Origin of the sequence: Qipengyuania pelagi (assembly GCF_009827295.1) — a bacterium.
In the GTDB taxonomy this organism is placed as follows: Bacteria; Pseudomonadota; Alphaproteobacteria; order Sphingomonadales; family Sphingomonadaceae; genus Qipengyuania; species Qipengyuania pelagi.
The window spans coordinates 1,229,137-1,245,134 of sequence record NZ_WTYD01000001.1 but is presented as its reverse complement, the minus strand read 5'-3'; the positions used below and the strand labels follow the sequence as shown (position 1 = coordinate 1,245,134).

Annotated in this window: 12 protein-coding genes; 7 read left to right on the top strand and 5 right to left on the bottom strand. The window is 64.8% G+C overall.

Annotated features, from left to right (window positions below; all coding sequences use genetic code 11):
- The first annotated feature begins 8 nt into the window (after positions 1–8).
- Positions 9–2,204: a putative bifunctional diguanylate cyclase/phosphodiesterase gene (locus tag GRI47_RS06060; protein WP_160660416.1), complete on the top strand. Its 2,196-nt coding sequence runs from the start codon at positions 9–11 to the stop codon at positions 2,202–2,204.
- Positions 2,205–2,291: 87 nt separating this feature from the next.
- Positions 2,292–4,127, top strand: coding sequence for a translation elongation factor 4 (gene lepA / locus GRI47_RS06055; RefSeq protein ID WP_160660415.1), 1,836 nt, complete (start codon positions 2,292–2,294; stop codon positions 4,125–4,127).
- 57 nt (positions 4,128–4,184) lie between these two features.
- Here lepA and GRI47_RS06050 read toward each other — a convergent pair whose 3' ends face one another.
- Together GRI47_RS06050 and GRI47_RS06045 are read right to left on the bottom strand one after the other, a co-directional pair.
- A complete protein-coding gene (locus GRI47_RS06050; protein WP_160660414.1) occupies positions 4,185–5,450 on the bottom strand; it encodes a glutamate-5-semialdehyde dehydrogenase in 1,266 nt (421 codons plus the stop codon).
- A gap of 62 nt (positions 5,451–5,512) precedes the next feature.
- Positions 5,513–6,433, bottom strand: a complete 921-nt coding sequence (locus tag GRI47_RS06045) for a pyrroline-5-carboxylate reductase family protein (RefSeq protein ID WP_272916492.1) — start codon at positions 6,431–6,433, stop codon at positions 5,513–5,515.
- 56 nt (positions 6,434–6,489) lie between these two features.
- Here GRI47_RS06045 and proB point away from each other — a divergent pair, with 56 nt between their 5' ends.
- From proB to GRI47_RS06020, 5 genes are all read left to right on the top strand, one after another.
- On the top strand, positions 6,490–7,710 hold the full coding sequence (gene proB / locus GRI47_RS06040; protein ID WP_337190652.1) for a glutamate 5-kinase: 1,221 nt from the start codon (positions 6,490–6,492) through the stop codon (positions 7,708–7,710).
- Positions 7,711–7,808: 98 nt separating this feature from the next.
- Positions 7,809–8,627 (top strand): outer membrane protein assembly factor BamD, encoded by an 819-nt coding sequence (locus GRI47_RS06035; protein WP_160660412.1) that lies wholly within the window; start codon positions 7,809–7,811, stop codon positions 8,625–8,627.
- A gap of 86 nt (positions 8,628–8,713) precedes the next feature.
- Entirely contained in the window at positions 8,714–10,378 is a 1,665-nt protein-coding gene (gene recN / locus GRI47_RS06030; protein WP_160660411.1) for a DNA repair protein RecN, read from the top strand.
- 35 nt (positions 10,379–10,413) lie between these two features.
- Positions 10,414–12,444, top strand: a complete 2,031-nt coding sequence (gene ligA, locus GRI47_RS06025) for an NAD-dependent DNA ligase LigA (RefSeq protein ID WP_160661336.1) — start codon at positions 10,414–10,416, stop codon at positions 12,442–12,444.
- Positions 12,445–12,484: 40 nt separating this feature from the next.
- Positions 12,485–13,597 (top strand): serine hydrolase, encoded by a 1,113-nt coding sequence (locus GRI47_RS06020; protein ID WP_337190651.1) that lies wholly within the window; start codon positions 12,485–12,487, stop codon positions 13,595–13,597.
- Here GRI47_RS06020 and GRI47_RS06015 read toward each other — a convergent pair whose 3' ends face one another.
- The 3 genes from GRI47_RS06015 to GRI47_RS06005 are packed head-to-tail and all read right to left on the bottom strand — an operon-like array spanning position 13,598 to position 15,892.
- Positions 13,598–14,314, bottom strand: coding sequence for a DUF2459 domain-containing protein (locus GRI47_RS06015; protein ID WP_337190650.1), 717 nt, complete (start codon positions 14,312–14,314; stop codon positions 13,598–13,600).
- Complete coding sequence (locus GRI47_RS06010; RefSeq protein WP_160660410.1) at positions 14,287–15,192, bottom strand: 50S ribosomal protein L11 methyltransferase; 906 nt, start codon at positions 15,190–15,192, stop codon at positions 14,287–14,289. Before GRI47_RS06010 ends, GRI47_RS06015 begins: the two co-directional genes overlap by 28 nt.
- Complete coding sequence (locus GRI47_RS06005) at positions 15,182–15,892, bottom strand: SDR family NAD(P)-dependent oxidoreductase (protein WP_160660409.1); 711 nt, start codon at positions 15,890–15,892, stop codon at positions 15,182–15,184. The genes GRI47_RS06010 and GRI47_RS06005 overlap by 11 nt, the downstream gene beginning before the upstream one ends.
- Positions 15,893–15,998 lie beyond the last annotated feature (106 nt).

Here is a 15,998-nt window from a genome sequence, read left to right as displayed (position 1 = left end):
GTTTCCGAATGCCGCTGGGCAAACTGTTCGTGCGATCGTCCCGACCGCAGAACGATGACGTCCGGGCCGAGGGCGATTTGGCGGAAAATGGGCCCGCCCCGGTCGATCGCATTGCGCTGCTCGACACGTTCGAAGCCGCAGGCCTCGGCTGGTTCTGGGCCACCGACAGCGAAAATCGACTGACCTATCTGACCGAGACGGCCTTCGACCGCTACGGCTGGTCGAAGGATAAACTGCTCGGTCGTTCCTTGACCGATCTGTTCTCTATCGCCGCGGACGAGGAGAACGTGCGGCCCGATCGCCCGCTCGCCTTCATGGTCGGCGCCCGCAACACGCTCACCGCGCTACCCGTCAATGTCGTAGGTGGGGGGAGTTTGTTGCTCGAATTGTCGGGCAAGGCGGCCTTCGATGCGGAGGGCAATTTCCTCGGCTATCGCGGCAGCGCCCGTGACGTCACGGAAAGTCGCGACCGCCTGCGCGACAGCGACCGGATGGCGCAATTCGACGATCTGACCGGGCTCGCCAATCGGCGGCGGATGGATATGACGCTGGCCAACACGCTCGCCAGCTATCGCAATTCGAAGCGGTCCTGCGCGCTGATGATGCTCGATCTCGATCGCTTCAAGCCGGTCAACGACACTTACGGGCATCCGGTTGGAGACGAGTTGCTGAAGCAGGTCGCTGCGCGCATCCAGAAGATTGTCGGCAGCAAGGGTGAGGTTGGCCGGTTCGGCGGAGACGAATTTCAGGTCATCCTGTCGGACATGGACGATCGCGGACAGCTGGGCGATCTGGCGCAGCGCCTGATCCAGATGATCTCCCAACCCTATCCGATAAACGGATCGCGGCTGGTGATCGGCGTGTCGATCGGCATGGCCGTGGCGCCCTATGACGGACTGGAATCGCACGAACTGGTCGAGGCCGCCGACCTCGCCCTCTATGCGGCGAAAGGCGGGGGGCGGGCTCAATACCGTTTCTATTCTGGGGAAATGAAGGAAGGCGCGAAACGGCGCCGCCAGATCGAGGAGGAATTGCGCAGCGTCCTCGATACCGATCAGCTGGCCATGCATTATCAGCCGATCGTGGACGCGCAGACCCAGATGGTCGCCAATTTCGAATCGCTGATCCGCTGGCATCATCCCGAACGCGGCAAGATTTCTCCGGCCGAATTCATCCCGGTCGCCGAAGATATCGACATGATCAAACCGCTCGGCGAATGGGCGCTCGCACGCGCCTGCCGTGATGCGACGCAATGGCCCGACGATATCGGCGTGGCGGTCAATATCTCGGCGCTCCAATTCGAATGCGACGACTTTCCCAGCGTGGTGCGGACGGTTCTCTCGGAGACCGGGCTATCGCCGTCCCGCCTCGTTCTCGAGATCACGGAATCGGTCTTTCTCGGCGGGTCCAACCGCACCCAGCGCAAGTTCGAGGAGTTGAAGAAGATCGGGGTGAAGCTGGCGCTCGACGATTTCGGCACCGGCTATTCCTCGCTCAGCTATCTGCGCACCGCGCCCTTCGACAAGATCAAGATCGACCAGAGCTTCGTGCGTGGCTGTACCGAACCGGGCAACAACAATCCCGCCATCATGAGCGCGATCGTCAATCTCGCGGACGCGCTGAAGATGGCGACGGTGGCCGAAGGGGTCGAGACGAAGGACGAACTCAAACTGGTCGTCGATCGCGGCGCAACCCATATCCAGGGCTATATCTATTCGCCCGCCATCACGCAGGACAACATCCTCGAGCGCGCGGAGAAAGGCCCGCTCATCTTCGAGGCTCGCGGGCCCGCCCGCTATCGCGCGGATCGGCGCACGATGTTCCGCCGGATCGGGGTGATCCACGAAGACCAGCGCTATCGCGCCTTCGTGCGCAACCTGTCGAAGACGGGGGCCATGATCGAAGGTCTGGCGGACGTTCCCGTCGGCACGCAGCTCGTCGTCGACATGGGCGGGGGCCAGCTGACCGTGGCGACCGTGCGGCGGTCGCGCGGGTCGATCCAGGGGATCGAGTTCGAAAGCCCGCTGATCAGCGACGGGGCGGACGGGCTATGCACGCGCCATCGGGTCTCGCCTTACGAACTCGAGGCGACCGGACGCAATCTGAGCGCCCTGCCGGACGATGCACTGTCCATCCTGTTCCCTCAGAGCGAGAACCCTGACGCGACGCGACGTTTCAAGGAAGTGGAAACGCGCGCGCCTTAGGGATCGGCGGATGATCGCGTGCTTACGGCGGGACAGCCGCGTTTGCCTGCTGACACGGCGGGGCCGCGCGGCTAAGGGCGGCGCACGATGACCGACCTTTCCAAGATCCGCAATTTCTCAATCATTGCCCATATCGACCACGGCAAGTCCACGCTCGCCGATCGCCTGATCCAGCACTGCGGCGGGCTGACCGATCGCGAGATGTCCGAGCAGGTGCTCGACAACATGGATATCGAGAAGGAACGCGGGATCACCATCAAGGCGCAGACCGTGCGCCTGTCCTACACCGCGAAGGATGGTGAGACCTACGAGCTCAACCTCATGGATACGCCGGGCCATGTCGACTTCGCCTACGAGGTGAGCCGCAGCCTCGCCGCGTGCGAGGGCGCGTTGCTGGTGGTCGATGCGGCCCAGGGGGTCGAAGCGCAGACGCTGGCCAACGTCTACCAGTCGATCGAGCACGACCACGAGATCGTCCCCGTCATCAACAAGATCGACCTGCCCGCCGCCGAGCCCGAAAAGGTCGCCGAGGAGATCGAGGAGATCGTCGGTATCCAGGCCACCGGGCCTTGGCAGGAGGGTGGTGCCGTCCTCTCCAGCGCCAAATCGGGCATCGGGATCGAGGACGTGCTTGAGGCGCTGGTCAAGCGCATCCCCCCGCCCACCGGAGACCGCACCGCGCCCTTGAAGGCCAGCCTCGTCGACAGCTGGTACGATCCCTATCTCGGCGTCGTCATCCTCGTGCGCGTGATCGATGGCTTCCTTCGCAAGGGTCTCAATGTCCGCTTCATGCAGGGCGGAACGCAGCACCTTGTTGACCGGGTCGGCTGTTTCCGCCCCAAGCGCACCGATCTCGACGAGATCGGGCCGGGCGAGATCGGCTTCATCACCGCCCAGATCAAGGAGGTCGAACAGGCCCGCGTCGGCGACACCATCACCACGGTGAAGGGCGGGGCGGAAACCGCGCTGCCCGGCTATCGCGAGCCGCAGCCGGTCGTCTTCTGCGGGCTCTTCCCCGTCGACGCCGCCGATTTCGAGAAACTGCGGGATAGCATCGGCAAATTGCGCCTCAACGATGCGAGCTTTACCTACGAGATGGAAAGCTCCGCCGCTTTGGGCTTCGGCTTCCGCGCGGGCTTTCTAGGCCTGCTGCATCTCGAGATCATTCAGGAGCGCCTCAGCCGCGAATACGATCTCGACCTCATCACCACCGCGCCCTCGGTCGTCTATCGCATCCATCTCGGCCACACGAAGAACGAGGATGCTAAGGTGATCGAGCTGCACAATCCGGCCGATTATCCCGATCCCAGCCGGATCGACATGATCGAGGAGCCGTGGATCAAGGCGGTGATCTACACGCCCGACGAATATCTCGGCCCGATCCTCAAGCTGTGCCAGGACCGGCGCGGCATTCAGACCAATCTGACCTATGTCGGCGGGCGCGCGCAGGTGACGTACGAATTGCCGCTCAACGAAGTGGTGTTCGATTTCTACGACCGGCTGAAATCGATCAGCCGCGGCTATGCCAGCTTCGATTACGAACAGATCGGCCTGCGCGAAGGCGATCTCGTGAAGATGAACATCCTCGTCAATAACGAGCCGGTCGATGCGCTGTCCTTGATCGTCCACCGCGCCGTCGCCGAGGAACGCGGGCGCGGCATGTGCGAGCGCCTGAAGGACCTGATCCCGCGCCACCTCTTCAAGATTCCGATCCAGGCCGCGATCGGCGGCAAGGTGATTGCCCGCGAGACGATCGCTGCCCTGCGCAAGGACGTGACCGCCAAGTGCTATGGCGGCGACATCAGCCGCAAGAAGAAGCTGCTAGAGAAGCAGAAGAAGGGCAAGGCGCGGATGCGGGAATACGGCAATGTGAGCATCCCTCAGGAAGCCTTCATCGCCGCCCTCCGCATGGGCGAGGAATAGAAAAAGGCGCGAACCGAACCCGTCCGCGCCCCTTCTGAGTGATCTTTCGTCCTGTCCTTACGGCCTGGTCTGGCCGTCGCCGTGGACGAGATATTTGAAGCTGCACAGCTGTTCGAGGCCGACCGGCCCGCGCGCGTGCATCTTGCCCGTCGCGATCCCAATCTCCGCGCCCATGCCGAACTCGCCGCCATCGGCGAATTGGGTGCTGGCGTTGTGCATGACGATCGCGCTGTCGATAGCGGTCATGAAGCGGCGCGCGGCTTCGTCGTCCTCAGTCATGATCGCGTCGGTATGGTGGCTCGAATGCTCGTCCACCCAGGTGATCGCTTCGTCGAGCCCGTCGACCACCTTCACGCTCGCAATCGTGTCGAGATATTCGGTGTTCCAGTCGGTCTCATCGGCAGGCTTGATCGAATTGTCGATCGCCACGGCATCGGCATCCCCGCGCAATTCGCAGTCCGTGCCCATGATGGCGGTGAGGCGGGGTACGAAATCCTTCGCCACCGCGCGGTCGACCACGATGCTCTCCGTCGCCCCGCAGACGCCGGTGCGGCGCAGCTTGGCGTTGCGGATGACCTCGGCCGCCTTATCGAGGTCGGCAGCTTCATGGACGTAGCTGTGGCAATTGCCGTCAAGGTGGAGGAGGGTGGGCACGCTCGCCTGGTCGCGCACCAGTTCGACGAGACCACGCCCGCCGCGCGGGATCACGAGATCGACGAGTTCGTCCGCCTTCAGCAGCGCGGCGACCGCAGCGCGGTCGGTCGTGCCCACGGTCTGCACGGCATCTTCGGGAAGGCCCGCTTCAGCCAGACCCTTGCGCATACATTCAACGATAACCTTGGTCGAATGGCGGCTCTCGCTCCCACCGCGAAGGATCACCGCATTGCCGCTCTTGAGGCAAAGCGCGCTGGCATCCGCGCCGACATTGGGGCGCGATTCATAGATCATGCCGATCACGCCGATGGGGACGGCAACCCGTTCGATCTTGAGGCCGTTGGGGCGATCGACCGTGCCAAGCTGGCGACCCACGGGATCGGGCAGTTCTGCGATTTGTTCGAGCGCGTTGGCCATGCCTTCGATGCGGTCTTCGTTGAGGCGTAGGCGATCGACGAAGCTTTCGGGCTTCTTGCCCGCGACGCTTTCGACATCCTTGTCGTTCGCGGCGATCAGCTCACCCATATTCGCCCGCAGCGCCTTGGCCGCTTCGCGGAGGGCCGTGTTCTTCGCCTCGGTCGACGCGGCGAGCAGGCCCTTGGCTGCGGCGCGCGCCTTGCGGCCGAGTTCGTGGACGTGGATTTGCGGATCGAAAGTCTGGTCGTTCATAAGTGCCTCTTGAATATCTGTCCTATCGACGCCCCGCGGGCGCGCATGTTCCGAAATACGGATCAGCGCAGCTCCACGGCGCGGTCATAGGCGGATTGCAGGGTCGCGCTCAGCGTGTCGGAAAGTCCGCCATCGCCGTTGAGCGCATCGAGCCCGGCGGCGGTGGTGCCGCCCTTGCTCGTCACCGAATTGCGCAGGTCTTCGAGCGCAGTGTCGGGATTGGCGAGCGCCATCGCTATGGTTCCCTCCATCGTGCCGAGCACCAGCGCGCGTGCCTGATCGGGAGCGAAACCGAGTTCTTCAGCGGCGGCGACATAAGCGCGCGCGATCTCGAAAACGTAGCCCGGTCCCGAACCCGCAACTGCGGTGGCGCGGTCCAGCATATCCTCGCTCTCGACCGCGATCGCGGTGCCGGTGCGCTGCATCATCTCCATCGCATGGGATGCCTGCGCTTCGGATACGTCAGGGCCCGCCAGCACACCGCTGGTGCCCTTGCCCACGGCAGCGGGAAGGTTCGGCATGACTCTGACCACCGGCGCACCGCCCATCGCCTTCTTCAGGCGCGCCGCGCTGGCTCCGGCGGCGATCGAAAGCACGTAGCCATCATCGCCCAGATTGGCGGCGTAGTCGGGAAGCACGTCGTCGATCATCTGCGGCTTGATCGCGACGATAATCGTATCGAACCGATCGTCGGCGATGGCCGCGCGATCCTTGACGAGCCGTACATTATCGGGCGCCTGCTCAAGCATCGGATCGACAATCGTGAAGTTTTCGCCGCCGCTCATCCAGTGATCGAGCAGCGCGCCGCCCATTTTTCCGCAGCCTATAAGTAGTATGTTCCTAGAGATGGTAAAATCTCCCCGTAATTCTAAGCGTTTTAAATATCTATTGAGATGAGAAATCCCGTTTGAAAGCTGGCAGCAATCGGTTAGGCTGGCGAAAAAATAATCCGGCGCCCCCGGTTGTGCACTGCACCATCCCAACCTAGGTATCTTTCACGATATTTCAAATGATATAGCAACGAGACGAGAGATTGCCCGTGACAGACTCCCTGGCACCCCAGTTCGACACTATCGCCGAAACCGATGCGAGCAGCGCGTCCGATGGCGCGGACCGCAGCACCGTCGTCGTCAAGATCGGCTCTACCCTGATCGCCAATTCCGACCTCCTGACCCCGCGCTTCGGATTTCTCCAGCGCCTGATGGAGGACATCTACCGCCTGCGCCAGCGGGGGCACAAGGTCATCCTGTGCAGTTCGGGCGCGGTCGCCCTCGGCCTCAAGATGGTCGGCGAGACCCCGGAGAATGCCGGAGTGAGCGACAAGCAGGCTGCGGCTGCCTGCGGAATGCCGATGCTGCTGAACATCTACAAGCAGCTCGGCCACGAATACGGAATGGATATCGCGCAGGTCCTGCTGACGCTGGGCGATTTCGAGGATCATCGCCGGTTCCTGAACACGCGCAACACCGTCTTCCGCCTCCTCGAAGCGGACGTGATTCCGATCATCAACGAAAACGATTCGATCACGACCGAGGAAATCCGCGTCGGCGACAACGATCGCCTGGCCGCCAAGGTCGCGCAGATGGTGGATGCGAAGGATTTCATCATCCTCACCGAGGTCGACGGCCTCTATGATCGCCATCCCGACGAAGAGGGTGCGCGCCTGATCGAGGAGGTCGAGGACGTCTCCGAATATATGGAGGCGACCACCGGCAAGAGCACCCTCGGCACGGGTGGCATGACGACCAAGCTGATGGCCGCCAACATGGCGCAGGAAGCAGGGTGCAGCACCTATATCGCGCATGGCGAAGCGGAGCGCCCGCTGTCGAGCGTGATCGATGGCGAGCGCACCTGCACCCATTTCCCACCGCATGAGGCGCGCACTTCAGGCTGGGAACGCTGGATTGCCAACCGTCTCCAGATGGCGGGCAGCCTGGGCATTTCCGACGAGCTGGCCGACGCTCTGCAATCGGGCGATCGCCCGATCCGGCGGGAAGACATCCGCTCGATCGATGGCGATTTCCAGCGCGGCGACGTTCTGCACATCTACGACGAAAGCGGCACCGAACGGGCGCGCGGGCTGTGCGACTTCACCTCGGAAGAATTGCGCGTCCTGGCGGTCAATCCGCATCTCGATGCCGAACAATTGCTCGGCTATCGGACCAAGGGCGAGGTGATCCGCGCCAAGAATTTGGTGCTGCTCGAAGGGCGTCACCTGTTGTGGGACGCACCGACTCCTTCCGAGGCATCGGCGGCCTGAGGGCTTTACCTATCGGGCGCGCGGCGGAGACGTTTTCCCGCTGCGCGACCCGATCCTTCACTTGGCGTTCACGGCTGCGCTGGCTATAGGCCTGCCCCATGACCAGTTTCCCCAAACAGCCTGTCCGCCGGAATAGCCGTTCGCTCCTTCTCGGCGCGGCGATCGCATCCTCGCTCGTCCTCTCCGGCTGCGCGGGAAGTGGTGGGGAACCGGCGGATACCGCCTATGTCGCGCGCGACGTCGAAACGCTGTATACGGAAGCGCGCGATCGCCTCAGCCGTGGCAATGCGCCCGTGGCCGCCGCCCTGTTCGACGAGGTTGAGCGCCAGCATCCCTATTCCCCCTGGGCCCGCCGCGCCCAGTTGATGAGCGCGTTCAGCTACTATGTCGCCGCCGATTACAACAAGGCGATCCAGAGCGCGCAGCGTTTCCTGTCGATCCATCCGGGCAACAAGGATGCGCCCTACGCCTATTATCTGATCGCGCTCAGCTATTACGAGCAGATCAGCGACGTGCAGCGCGACCAGAAGATCACCGAACAGGCCCGCACGGCGCTTCGCGAGGTGAACCGCCGCTTTCCCGCTACCGAGTACGCGACCGATGCGCGCCTGAAGCTCGACCTTGTCGAAGACCATCTGGCCGGCAAGGAGATGGAAATCGGGCGCTATTATCAGGACAGCGGCAAATGGATCGCGGCGCAGATCCGGTTCCAGAACGTGGTCGACAATTTCCAGACCACCAGTCACACGCCCGAAGCGCTGTATCGCCTGGTCGAAAGCAGCCTCGCGCTCGGCCTTCCGTCCGAAGCGAAGAAATACGCTGCCGTCCTCGGGGCGAATTATCCGGGCAATGAATGGTACGAGCGGGCCTACAAGCTGGTGCAGGACAAGGCGCCCAGTCTCGTCGCGGCGAGCTGAGCGAAGCGCTGCCTCGAAAATACCGCAGCGAATATTGCATCCGCTACGCTGACATGGGTGAAAGCCTGCGCTAGACGGGCTGGGCGATGCTGACCCGTCTATCCATCCGTAATATCGTGCTGATCGAAGCGCTCGATCTCGATTTCGGGCGCGGCCTCGGTGTGCTTACCGGGGAGACCGGGGCGGGCAAGTCGATCCTTTTGGACGCGCTCGGCCTGGTCCTCGGCAATCGCGCCGAGACGGCCCTGGTGCGCGGCGGTGCCGACAAGGCCAGCGTCAGCGCGAGTTTCGAATTCGCCAAATTGCCGCCGCCTCTGATCGAGTCTCTCGACGATGCCGGAGTCGAGTTGGAACAAGGTGAGGCGCTGGTGATACGGCGCCAGATCAAGGCCGATGGCGGCAGCAAGGCGTGGGTGAACGACCAGCCTGTCGGTGTCGCGCTGCTGCGCGAACTGGCGGGATCGCTGGTGGAATTGCACGGCCAGCACGACGATCGCGGTCTCGTCAATCCGCGCGGCCATCGGGCGCTGCTCGATCGCTTCGCGGGTGCGGATACGGCTGGGGTGGCGAGCGCCTGGAATTTCTGGCGCACCGCACAGGCCCGGCTGGACGAAGCGCGCGGCGCGCTGGAGCAATCGCGCGCCGATCAGGATTTGCTCCTCGCTCACCTGTCCGAACTCGCCGCCATCGAACCGCAGGCGGGCGAGGAAACGCGCCTCTCCGAGACGCGCGCTGCCATGCAGAAGGGCGAGAAGCTGTCGGGCGATCTCGAGGAATTGCGGCATATCTGGGAAGGCTCTGAATCGCCGCTCGCATCCCTTCGCGTGGCGGCGCGGAGGCTCGACCGGATCGCGCCCGAACATCCCCTTTTGGCCGAAGCGCTCGCTTCGCTCGATCGGGCGGTGATCGAGGCGGGCGAGGCGGAAGAGAAACTGCGCGCCGCTGCCGAAGCGCTGGAGCACGATCCCGCGGCGCTCGACGCGGCGGAGCGACGTCTGTTCGAACTGCGCGCGATTGCGAGGAAGCATCGCTGCGAGGTGGACGAACTGCCCGCCGTGATGCGCGACATGCGCGCCCGGCTCGACGCGATCGAGGGCGGGGAGGCCGAACTCGACGCGTTGGAGGATGCGGCGGGCAAGGCCGAAGCGCGCTATCGCGATGCTGCGACCGCGCTGCACCGGCACCGCAAACAGGCGGCCGAGCGGTTGGATGCGGCGGTCGCGGGGGAGCTCGCCCCGCTGAAGCTCGATGCGGCGCGCTTCCAGACTTCGGTCGAGCAACTGCCCGAGGATCGCTGGACCGCCGCCGGGATGGACGCGGTCGAATTCCTCATCGCCACCAATCCCGGCGCGCCCTTCGCCCCGCTCAACAAGATCGCCAGCGGAGGCGAATTGTCGCGCTTCATCCTCGCGCTGAAGGTCGCGCTGGCGGAGAAGGGCGGGGCGGCGACGGTGATCTTCGACGAGATCGATCGCGGTGTCGGCGGTGCGGTGGCGAGCGCGATCGGCGAACGCCTGGCGCGCCTCGCCGATAACGGACAACTGCTCGCCGTCACCCACAGCCCCCAGGTCGCCGCGCGCGGGCGCACGCATTACATGATCGCTAAATCGTCGCAGGGCACGGTGACGAAGACCGGCGTGGTGCTGCTCGACGAAGCTGGTCGCCAGGAAGAGATCGCCCGGATGTTGTCAGGCGCCGAGGTGACTCCCGAAGCGCGCGCGCAGGCGGATCGGTTGCTGGAGGGGGTGTGAGCGAAAACCTGTCCCGAGCCGACGCCGCCAACGAAATGATGCGGCTCGCCAAGCAGATCGCGCATCACGACCGGCTCTATCACGCCGAGGATGCGCCCGAGATTACCGACCAGGAATACGATGCTCTGGTCCGCCGCAATGGGGAGCTGGAGAAGGCATTTCCTGAACTGGTGCGGGCCGATTCGCCGAGCCGCAAGGTCGGGCACAGCGCCGCTGCGTCGCCTCTGAGCAAGGTCACACATAGTGTCCGTATGATGAGTCTCGACAACGCTTTTTCAGGCGAAGAGGTGGCGGAGTGGCTGGCGCGGGTGCGGCGGTTTCTGTCGCTGGATGAGGACGAGCCGGTCGCGGTCACGGCGGAGGACAAAATCGATGGTCTGTCCTGCTCGCTGCGCTACGAGAAGGGCGTGCTCGTTCAGGCCGCCACGCGCGGTGACGGGCAGGTGGGCGAGGACGTTACGCCGAACGTCCGCCATATCGTCGACATCCCCGAAAGGCTGACCGGCGACGTGCCCGAAATCTTCGAGGTGCGCGGCGAAGTCTACATGGCAAAACAGGACTTTACCGCGCTCAATGCTGCGCAGCATAAGGCGGGGGGCAAGCTCTTCGCCAATCCGCGCAACGCCGCTGCGGGATCGCTAAGGCAGAAGGATGCGAGTGTCACCGCGTCGCGCCCGCTCAAATTCTGGGCGCATGGTTGGGGTGCTGCCAGCGCGGTTCCGGGCGAGACGCAGGAAGAGGTGGTGCGCGCGATCGAGAGCTGGGGGTTCCCCGTCTCACCGCATTTCGTCCGCCTCGACGGCACGGGCGGGCTCGATGCGATCCTCGCGCATTACGAGACGATCGCCGCCGCGCGGCCCGATATGCCCTACGAGATCGATGGCGTGGTCTACAAGGTGGACCGGCTCGACTGGCAGGCGCGGCTGGGTTCGGTCGGCAAGGCGCCGCGCTGGGCGCTGGCGCATAAATTCCCGGCCGAGCGGGCCGAGACAACGCTGGAGAGCATCGACATCCAGGTTGGCCGCACCGGCAAGCTGACCCCTGTGGGGCGGCTCGCGCCGGTCCTCGTGGGCGGCGTGACCGTCACCAATGTCACGCTCCACAATCGCGACGAGATCGCGCGCCTCGGCGTCAGGCCGGGCGACCGGGTGGTTGTGCAGCGCGCGGGCGATGTGATCCCGCAATTGGTCGAGAACCTGACCCCCGATGCGGAGCGCGCACCCTATGTCTTCCCCGATAACTGCCCCGAATGCGGCAGCGAGGCGGTAGCGGAAGAGGGCGAGGTCGATGTGCGTTGCACGGGCGGCCTTATCTGCCCGGCGCAGCGCACCGAGCGGCTGAAGCATTTCGTCAGCCGCGGCGCGCTCGATATCGACGGGCTGGGCGAAAAGACCATCGACCAGTTCTTTGCGCTCGGCTGGCTGGAAAGCCCCGCCGATATCTTTCGCCTGAAGGATCGGCGCGCGGATATCCTTGCGCTCGACGGGTGGAAGGAGAAGTCGGTCGACAACCTCCTCGCCAGTATCGAGGCGCGGCGTGAGCCCGATGCGGCGCGGCTGCTTTTCGGGCTTGGCATCCGCCATGTCGGCAGCGTGACTGCGCGCGATCTTCTGAAGCATTTCCACACGCTGCCCGCCTTGCGGGACGTGGCGGAGCGCGCCCGGCAGGGAGAGGAAGACGCCGTCGCCGAACTCACTGCTATCGACGGGATCGGCAGCGCCGTGGTCGAGGCGCTGGGCGATTTCTTCCACGAAGAGCACAATCGCGCGGTGTGGGACGATATCCTGCGCCAAGTTTCGCCGCCCCGCTTCGAGGTGGAGACCAGGAACAGTGCAGTCGCGGGCAAGACGGTGGTCTTCACCGGCAAGCTCGAGACGATGAGCCGCGACGAGGCCAAGGCGCAGGCCGAGCGGCTGGGCGCGAAGGCCAGCGGATCGGTGAGCGCCAAGACCGATCTTCTCGTCGCCGGGCCGGGCGCGGGATCGAAGATGAAGAAGGCCGCCGAACTCGGGATCGAAGTGATCGACGAGGCGGGCTGGGCCGCGATCGTCGCAGCGGCAGGGTAAGCTTTTCGGAAACAAGCGCCGCGCGCTCCGTTGGACGGGGGTGGCCGCACCCTATCGCTTTCTTTTCATCCTGCTTCCCGTTCTCGCACTGGCAGTGATCGTCGTATCGCTTCCGCGCAGGGCGCCCGCGCCCGAACCGCAGGCCATGCCGACGCCGGATCTCGTGCATATCCCGACCGAGGCCGAACGCAGGTTCGAGCAGGAGCTGGAGGAGATCGCGGCCTCGCTCGAAGGGACGGTCGGCATTGCCGTTACCGATGTGGAGACCGGGCGCAGCTATGCGATCCGGGGCGACGACTGGTTTCCGCAGCAGAGCGTCAGTAAATTATGGGTCGCGCTGACGGCGCTGGACGAGGTGGACCAGGGGCGGCTGGAGCTGGATGAAGGCGTCGTGATCGGCCCGAAGGATCTGACGCTCTTTCATCAGCCGATCCGGGATCTGGTGCGGGCGCGCGGCAGTTTTCGAACCGATTATGCCGATCTGATTCAGCGCGCCATCACGCACAGCGACAACACCGCCAATGATCGCATCCTGCGCCGGGTTGGCGGAGCGGAAGCGGTTGAGGATTTCTTCGCTGCGAAGAAGATCACCGGCGTGCGCTTCGGCGCGGACGAGCGCAGCAAACAGAGCGCGATCGCGGGGTTGCGTTGGGATCAGGCCTATTCCGTCGGAAATACGTTTTTCGACGCGCGCGACCTTGTGCCCGATGCTGCGAGGCGAGCGGCGTTCGAGGGGTATCTCGCCGATCCGGTCGACGGCGCGATGCCGCTGGGCATCACGCGGGCGCTTGCGCGACTGGCGCGCGGCGAACTGCTTTCTCCCGCCTCGACCGCGCTGATTCTCGCCACCTTGAACGCAACGCGCAGCGGGCCGCAGCGATTGAAGGGCGGAGTGCCGCCCGGCTGGTCGATCGGTCACAAGACCGGGACGGGGCAGTTCTTCGACGGGGAACAGTCGGGCTATAACGACATCGGCATCCTGACATCGCCCGATGGCCATCGGTATGCGCTGGCGGTTATGATTGGACGCACGCGAGAGCCGACGCTGGAGCGGATGCGGATGATGCAGGCGGTGACCGTGGCGACCGCGCGCTTCGATCTCGAAAACGGATCGCGCGAGCCGCCCGAAGTGGTGCCGCAACCGGCAGCCTGATCAATTCTGCGTAGCGGGTTCGGGGATCCACTTCATCACGCCGCCCGCCAGCGGGGTCCAGCGGCCCATTTTCATCCCGGCAAAGGCCAGCGTGTCGCCGACCCATTGGTTGCAGGTGTTGCCGAGCGTGTAGCGCCCGGTCGCGTCGTAATGGACGGCGTTCGGTTCATAGCTTGTATAGACAGTGCGAACCGTTCCGCGCGGTTCGGGTGGCAACGCCTGTTCGATCCGCGCGACGAGGCGGGCATATTCCTCTTCGCGCAGGCGGATCGGGCGGTGATGGGGCGAGGGCGCGGGGCGGACGTAATGGGCGACGCGCAGCAATCCGCTGCCGCCCTGGAAGACGATTCGCAGCGCGGTGGACGGCGAAAGATCGCTCCAGGTCGGCGTGTTCAAGAAAACGTCCTTTTCGCCCCACCCGACCGCGATATGCGTTGGGAGCTGTCCGTCCTCACGCGGGAGCCCGGCCGAAGGAAAGGTTTCGCGCCAGTCCTTTATCCGCGTCGTCACGGGCATGACGATGCCGGTATGGATGCCGTTCGTCTCGACCATGATGGTGATACCTGTCGCCGGTTCGCCCCATTCGGAGTTGCGCGGGAGAGAGGAGCCGACCCAGGCGGTGATCAGGAACAGCGCCAGCACCAGCAGGGGCGCTGCCAGCAACCCGCCCAGCCAGATTCGCCAGCGCTTCAGCGGATGCGGGACGTGCGCAGCCACAGGATCGACCAGTCGCCCTTGACGAGCCGCCTTGCAAGCCGCGCGCCCTGGCGGCGATAGGCGGCGCGAACGCGGGCTTCCTGCGTCTCCAGCAATCCGGCGAGAACGATGCTGCCGCCGGGGGTGACGGCTGCGCACAGATCCTCCGCCATCTCGGCGAGCGGCCCGGCGAGGATGTTGGCGATCAGGAGATCGAAGGGCGCGCGGGCCTGCAACAGGGGATCGTTCATCCCGTCCGCGACCGTGAACAGGAGTTCGCCGCGCGCCCCCCCAAGGTTTATGCGATTGCTGGCCGCATTGTCCGCCAGCACCCCAGCGCAGACCGGATCGATATCCGAGGCAGTGGCCAGCGCGTTCGGCCACAGCCGCATCGCGGCAAAGGCGAGCAGGCCCGTCCCGGTCCCGATATCGGCGTGGTGGCGTATCGAAGCTCCCTCGCGCTTCATCAGGTCTAGCATGGCAAGGCAGCCCGCGGTGGTGGCGTGCTGGCCGGTCCCGAAAGCCTGGCTGGCGGGAATGACCAGATCGACCGCATTCGGGTCCGCCGGGTGGTCGGGCGTGTGGACATGGAACCGGCCCGCGCGGATTGGAGTGACGCGCTGCTGGCTTTCGGTGACCCAGTCGGTGTCGGGAACCTGCTCGGCGACAAGATCGGGCGCGTCGTTGGCGAACAGCGCCGCGACGGCCTCGCGATCGGCGGGAGTCGGCTCGTGCGGGAGCCACGCTTCGAACAGCCAGTCGTCGGGATGCTGCTCGTCGATCTCGCAGGCGGTGAGGACGATATCGGCGTCCCAGTCGGGCACGAGTTCCTGGGCCGCCAGCGCCGCTTCGGCGACCGGCTTGGCGACTTCGGCACGCAGTTTCCAGCTAGCGGACATAGCTTGCCCCGTTCGCGTCCAGCGTGGCGCCGGTCATGCTGGGCGGCGCGTCGAGCGCGCAGAATTCGATCAGTTTGGCGATCTCTTCCGGTTCGGCCACCCGGCCCAGGGGAATGTCGGCCAGAAGACCCGGCCCGCCCCGACTGTCGAGATAATCGCCCGCCATCGCCGTGTCGGTGAAGCCGGGGGTGATCGCGAAGCTCAGGATATTCTCGCTCGCATAGGCGCGGGCGATCGATTTGTGCATCGCCAGCATCCCGCCCTTGCTGGCGGCATAATGCCAATGAGCGGGCGAATCCCCGCGATGGCCGGCGCGGCTGGCGACGTGGACGATCCGCCCCGGAACCCCGCGCTGTTGCCAGTGCCGCACCGCGAACCGGCTTAACTGGGCGGCGGCGGTGAGATTGATCCTGAGCGTATCCTCCCACGCATCGAGCCATTGCATGTCCGACGCATCGAGCGGGCTCGCCGCGAAGCGTCCGGCATTGTTCACCAGCACGTCGATCGTCCCGCCCGCCCGCGCCAGCGCGGCGTCCCACAATTCGCGCGCGGCGAAGGGTTCGGAGAAATCGGCGGGCACTGTATCGGTCCGGTCGCTTGTCGTGGCCTGGCCGATCACTTTTGCGCCGCGCGCTTCGAGCGCCGATTTCGCCGCCGCGCCGATCCCGCGCGACGAGCCGGTGAGGAGAATGCAGGTCATGCAACGCCCTATTCGCAAATTTGCGCGACTTGTCGAGGGGAGCCGCCTTGCCTCGCGCGCATGGTTCGCTAAGGGAGGGACCGAGTATCGATACGCAACGGAAATT